Origin of the sequence: Breznakia pachnodae, assembly GCF_030814225.1 — a bacterium.
Taxonomy (GTDB): Bacteria; Bacillota_I; Bacilli_A; order Erysipelotrichales; family Erysipelotrichaceae; genus Breznakia; species Breznakia pachnodae.
The window spans coordinates 1-6,034 of record NZ_JAUSUR010000015.1 but is presented as its reverse complement, the minus strand read 5'-3'; the positions used below and the strand labels follow the sequence as shown (position 1 = coordinate 6,034).

The 6,034-nt window shown below is 31.0% G+C and carries 7 protein-coding genes and 1 pseudogene; 3 read left to right on the top strand and 5 right to left on the bottom strand.

What is annotated here, in order from left to right; translation table 11 throughout:
- Nucleotides 1-22 precede the first annotated feature (22 nt).
- Nucleotides 23-1,193: pseudogene (locus J2S15_RS20230) on the bottom strand (IS256 family transposase).
- A gap of 144 nt (nt 1,194-1,337) precedes the next feature.
- On the opposite strand from J2S15_RS20230, the gene J2S15_RS20370 reads away from it, so the two are divergent.
- Nucleotides 1,338-1,703, top strand: a complete 366-nt coding sequence (locus J2S15_RS20370; protein WP_370872596.1) for a UPF0236 family transposase-like protein — start codon at nt 1,338-1,340, stop codon at nt 1,701-1,703.
- 108 nt (nt 1,704-1,811) lie between these two features.
- Here J2S15_RS20370 and efaA read toward each other — a convergent pair whose 3' ends face one another.
- The 4 genes from efaA to J2S15_RS20210 form a co-directional block, all read right to left on the bottom strand.
- A complete protein-coding gene (gene efaA / locus J2S15_RS20225) occupies nt 1,812-2,744 on the bottom strand; it encodes an Mn/Fe ABC transporter substrate-binding lipoprotein EfaA (protein ID WP_307412294.1) in 933 nt (310 codons plus the stop codon).
- A 1-nt stretch (nt 2,745) separates the two neighbouring features.
- A complete protein-coding gene (locus J2S15_RS20220) occupies nt 2,746-3,594 on the bottom strand; it encodes a metal ABC transporter permease (RefSeq protein ID WP_307412291.1) in 849 nt (282 codons plus the stop codon).
- A 2-nt stretch (nt 3,595-3,596) separates the two neighbouring features.
- Nucleotides 3,597-4,328: a metal ABC transporter ATP-binding protein gene (locus tag J2S15_RS20215; protein ID WP_307412288.1), complete on the bottom strand. Its 732-nt coding sequence runs from the start codon at nt 4,326-4,328 to the stop codon at nt 3,597-3,599.
- A gap of 290 nt (nt 4,329-4,618) precedes the next feature.
- Nucleotides 4,619-4,975 (bottom strand): hypothetical protein, encoded by a 357-nt coding sequence (locus tag J2S15_RS20210; protein WP_307412284.1) that lies wholly within the window; start codon nt 4,973-4,975, stop codon nt 4,619-4,621.
- Between the two features lie 341 nt (nt 4,976-5,316).
- Between J2S15_RS20210 and J2S15_RS20205 the strand changes: the two genes are divergently transcribed.
- Nucleotides 5,317-5,478 carry a hypothetical protein gene (locus J2S15_RS20205; RefSeq protein WP_307412282.1) on the top strand — a complete coding sequence of 54 codons (162 nt, stop codon included), beginning with the start codon at nt 5,317-5,319 and terminating at the stop codon, nt 5,476-5,478.
- A 232-nt stretch (nt 5,479-5,710) separates the two neighbouring features.
- A complete protein-coding gene (locus J2S15_RS20200; protein ID WP_307412280.1) occupies nt 5,711-5,896 on the top strand; it encodes a hypothetical protein in 186 nt (61 codons plus the stop codon).
- The last annotated feature ends 138 nt before the right edge of the window (nt 5,897-6,034 follow it).

Genomic DNA, 6,034 nt, shown 5'->3' with positions numbered 1-6,034 from the left:
AAGAAAAGTGTGTAAGTAGTTTTTAGAAGGCAGAGTATTTGCGGATACGTTCAGCGATTTTATCGTTGATCAGTAACTGATTCATTACCATTGACCAGTTATGAATCGTTCCACCTTGCCACTTATCTTGTAACTCACAAACTCGTAAATAGAGTACTTTGAAGAGGGCGTTCTAATTTGGGAATGCTCCTTTTTTGTGACTTTACGAAAACTAGAATGAATCGCTTCAATTGCGTTTGTCGTATACATTACTTTTCGTATGTCACTTCCATAATCAAATAACTGTTCTACGTGTTTAAAGTTTCGCTCCCTTACATCAATCGCTCCTGGGTAAGAGGAAAACTCTTTCCTAAAATTCTCGAATGGTACTTGCGCTGCTTTTAAGTTTGGTGCTCCATATACTTTCCTCAGTGCTTGTGTGTATTTCTTATAATCTTTACTTGGTACGTATTTTAGGGAATTCCGAATTAAGTGTACAATACATCGTTGTACCAGTGCATTTGGAAATATTGATTTCGCTCCTACTTCCAACCCACTTACTCCGTCCATAGAGATGAAGAATATATCTTTGACTCCTCGATTCTTTATCTCATCAAATATCTGAATCCATTGATTCTTGTTTTCACTTAACCATAGCCCTAAAATATTCTTCTAATCTTTTAAATTAATGCCTAGTCTAGTATTGTATAGACTGCATATTCTTTCGCTTTATGGTTATTGCTTATTGTGATGTACATGCAATCTACGAATAGAAATGCAAAACACTTCTCTAGTGGCCTGTTTTGCCATTCTTCTACTTTTGGTAACACGACATCTGTTATGTCGGATATCATCTCTGCTGATACGCTAAAGCCATAGATATCATCAATTTTTTTGATACATCTCTTTGACTCTTTTCAATTAGTTTCAGTTCAAATGATGCATCCTAATCTCTTGGCACTTCGATATCCACTCTCCACTCTACCTTTTGTTATTCTTAATGTTTTCTTTCCATAACCATTGAGACGATTTGCAGTATTTTTATAATCATTATTATTAGATTCATATCCTAAATAATTATTCATTTCTCTCTAAAGTATCACTTCAAAAATAGGACCAAAGAGTTTTTTCAATGTTTTGTCTACATCTTGTGCTGATTCTGGATTATAGTTTTTTACGAATTCTTCAGCGAATGCAACTGCTTTTGGCTCTATTTTTTATTTTTACCATATTGTTGTTCCTCTGTTTCTTTCATTTTACCATAGCTATTATAAAAACCGTATAAGTTAAGCCGTAGGCTCTCAACTTACACACTTAATTTTACACTCCCTTCTCTTTTCGTTTCTCACCTTGAAGCGATTGATTTTTCCTTTCGTAATTCTCGTTACTACGTCAAAGTCACTCGCTCTAGAACTCTTATTACTCCCTTTGGTATCATTACCTATACTCGTACTGTTTACTCCTTTAAAGATGACTCTATTGGTACTTACTGTTATCTCGATTCACTTTTAGGTATTCCTAAATATGATCGTTATAATCCTTGTGTCAAAGCCATGATGGTTGATTATTACGCTGACTCTAACTCGATATTAAATACTGTAAATGCTATGTTTTCTAATACATTATATCATTTTTTATCTATAATTTGGTGCAGAATATTCATATTATTTATTGTATTCAAAATTTTTATTGTCACTGTATTGTCAATGATATTAAAAATTTGAAAAAAATGAGTGAAACAATTATTAGTTTTATATCCTAACACTTTCATCATTTCATAACGAAACCTATAATTATTCTCTAATCAAACACACGTAGCAACAACTATAATACTATTTTGATAAGCCTTCATGAATCTTGTCTAGATTCCATTTCATCATTGAATAGTAACTGTCTCCTTCTTCTCCTTCTTTCGCTATTGAATCAGTAAAAATTGTAGAATATATAGGTAATCCTGTTTCTTTTGACAAACTTTCCATACTGCGTTTATCAACACTTGTTTCCACAAATAAAGAAGGAACCTTGCTATCTCGGACCCTATCTATAATTCTAGACATCTGCTCAGGAGTACCTTGGCTCTCTGTATTTATTTCCCAAATATAACTCGCTTCTAAGCCATATGCTTTTGAAAAATACTTAAATGCACCTTCGCTAGTAACTAATAGTTTCTTTTCCTCAGGAACATCTGCAAATTTTTCTTTCGCTTCTTGATCTAATTCTTCTAATGTTGCTATATATTCTTTAGCATTTTTCTCATATGTTTCTTTATTATCAGAATCTTTTTCAATTGCAATATCACGAATATTTTCAACATATTTGATTCCGTTTTGAATATCTAACCATGCATGTGGATCTTCTTCTGATTTATTTCCTTCACTTGTAAGATACATTGGTTCAACACCATCACTAAGTGCATAGTAATCTTGATTTTCTTTTTTATCAGCTGTTTCCATTAGTTTATTAAACCAGCCATTACCCGTTTCAAGGTTTAATCCATTGTAAAATACCAAATCTGCATCTGTTGCTTTTTCAATATCCTCTGGTAATGGCTCATATTCATGTGGATCTGTCCCTATCGGTACAAGGCTATAAACATCCGCTTTATCACCTACAACATTCTTTGTCATATCTGCTAAGATTGAGTTGGTGACTACTATTTTTAGCTGCTCGTTACTTGTTTCTTTTTTACTACTTTCATTACTTGAACAACCTACTATAAACAAAAACATAAATGTACTCATTATTAATAATTTTAATTTTTTCATTTTATTTCTTTTTTTCACCTTTCTTTTTCAATAATAATGCTTGCTTAGGAGAAAAGATAAAAGCTAAAATAAAAAACATAGATGAGACTAAAACTATCGTTGCTCCTGAAGCTAAATTATAAGTATAACTAAAGAATAATCCAAGAATCGAACTAACTACACCAATTGCTACTGATAACAATATCATTTTAGATAACTTGTTTGTTAATAAATATGCAGTTGCAGCTGGTGTAATCAACATTGCAACCACTAATATTGTTCCAACTGTTTGTAATGCTGAAACTGCTACTAATGTTAACAACAACATTAGAGAGTAATGAATTACTTTTGTCTTTAGACCATATGTTTCAGCCATAATTGGATCAAACGAACTTACTAATAGTTCTTTATAAAAAATAACAACAAATGCTGTGACTAAAATAGCAACACCAAACGTGATTATCATATCGCTATCTCTAACTGCTAATACATTTCCAAAAAGAATATGATACAAATCAGTGGAACTTTGTGCAAATGAAATCAAAATAATTCCAAGTGCAAAAAATGAACTGAATACAATACCAATTGCTGTATCACTTTTTAGTTTACTTTTTTGCGTTACAAAACCTATGACCAATGAGGCTATTACACCAAACATTGTTGCTCCAACAAAATAACTAAATCCACCAATATAGGAAACTGCCACACCTGGTAATACTGCATGCGATATAGCGTCCCCCATTAAAGACATACCTCTTAAGATAATAAAACAACCGATAACTCCTGCTACGATCCCAACTACAATTGAAGTAATCATAGCATTTTGTAGAAACGTATATTTTCCTAATGCTTCAATAAAATTGTTATTCATAGCTAACTTACTCCGCGCACTTGTACACTACCCATAGAGTCTCCATAAGCCGCTTGTATTCTTTCTGTTGTAAATATACTTTCCACACTGCCATAATCTACTAATTTAGTATTTAAAATTATTAAATCATCAAAGTACTCTGTAACTTTATGTAAATCATGATGTACTACTACAATTGTTTTTCCATTATCTTTAAGTTTTTTTAATATATTTATAATTACTTTTTCACTTACCATATCAATTCCTACAAATGGCTCATCTAAAAAAATAATTGTTGCATCTTGAGCGAGTGCTCTAGCAATAAATACTCGTTGCAATTGTCCACCAGATAACTCTGCTATCTGTTGATCTGCATACTCTTCCATTTTTACTAACTTCAAACAGTTTTTAACCTCTTCATATTCTTTTGACTTTGGAGAATGGAATAATCCAAGCCTAGGGTATGTACCTAATAAAACTACATCTTTCACTTTGATTGGAAATGTTAAATCTATCTGATTTCTTTGCTCCACATATGCTATTTCTTTTCGAATCTGATCAATTTTATCATTATCAAACATAATGTTGTTTGTAGTCGATTCAACTAAACCTAAAACTCCTTTAATAAAAGTGGATTTCCCTGCTCCATTAGGTCCTATGATTCCTGTAATTTTCCCATCTCGTATTTCTAAAGAAACATTATCTAAAGCAAGTTTATCTCTATAAGAAATACTCATATCTTTTATTCTAATCATTTTTTTCCTCCTTTTCAAGAGATTATTAATCCTCTATAAATAGTTAGCCATGGCTAACTATTTATAGTTTACCATAATTTTATTTTTTTAGCAACTCCTTAAAATACCTTTCTTAGTAAAGAAATAAATATTATATTATTTGGAAAGCATATATTTACTTGTTCAATTTATAAAACATGTCTCATAAAAATGTTTTCACCATACCTGTAAGGTTAGCCAAAAATATTTAATATTGCTATATATCCAAGAGGAAGATACATAAAAAATAAATTTAGTCTTTGTCATAACCCTTATTTGACAACTATTGTTTCTTTCATTTTCGATTTGTCACTCATAATAAACAACACAAAAAAGAATAATGCAAGAACAAAAGCAATCATAGAAATCATTCCTGTTGTAATATCATTCGTTTTAAATGATAGTATTCCTAAAAGTAATGGGACAAATAGCAGCAATATAAATCCTACAACTGATCCTACACCATGTATTTTTGAAGCAATAGTAACAATATCTTTCGTTTCACTTACACTAAAAAAGCAACTGAATATACATGTACCAACTGCAAACACAGCAATAAATAAAATCGTTATAATACTTAATAGTTTTGAGACCTGGCTATAAGTTTCATATACAACAGACAGTCCCATTAACAATAATATACCTGCTTATAACATCCATAAATTGAATAGAATTCTAACAGGACTATTATTATTTCCTAAGCTACTAATCACCATCTTAATATTGTTATATCCTTTATAAAAAACGAAAGAATGATCGGGATAAGAATTTCTCCAACAATTGCAATTAATATAACATACCAACCATAATTTATAATTAAACTCATCAATACATACGCTCCTCATATTTGCTCTAATTGTATCATAAAAAGTACCCTATTATTATAAATGAGGTACTCATTATTTACTTTATTTGATTTGTTATTACTTATTCCCACTCGTGGATAGGCTACAATAAAATGGATGATGAGATGAGGACTATTAAGGCTCTTGAAACATTAGAGAAATATGCAGGAAAGGGTGAGGCAATGGCTGAACTACATGCGAAGTTTAAAAATCTTGATAATCCAGTACAATCGGATAATTCGCAACAATCGAATAACCCACAGCAAAGCAACGAAAATTTGGTTTAAATTTGAGGGGGGAGTTTTACCCTCTTTTTTCGCGTGCAAACAGTCGCCAGTAGTACGAAACGCTTTTGACAACGCTCTTCTTAAAATGAAGAACGGTCTAATACTACTGGCGACTAATCACAGATTTATGATAAAGCAAACAAAAATACTAGTATTAGATTGTGCTATAATATTACTTAAAGGTATAAGATGAAGAAGGAGGTAAGGCATAGCTGATTGGTATACTGTAAAAATGAAAATTGCTGAAGAATATATAAAAGATAACAAAATTGAATGGGATAATATAAACCCTGATCAACTATTCTATCTAGCAGTAGAATTAAATATTCCTGATTCAGTATTAGCTATGATGTTTGATGTGACAAAGAATCAAGTAACTTATAAGAGAAGAGTGAAATATAATATTAAAATTATATAGAATTATTTCATATTTAGCACTACCAATAATTTAACACCAATAAGATAGTGTCAAATAAGTGTGGAAAAAGAAAAAAGTAAAAAGAGAATAAAATAAGTTCAAAAGATAGCCTGAAGTTAGTTGATACGCTTCAGGCTA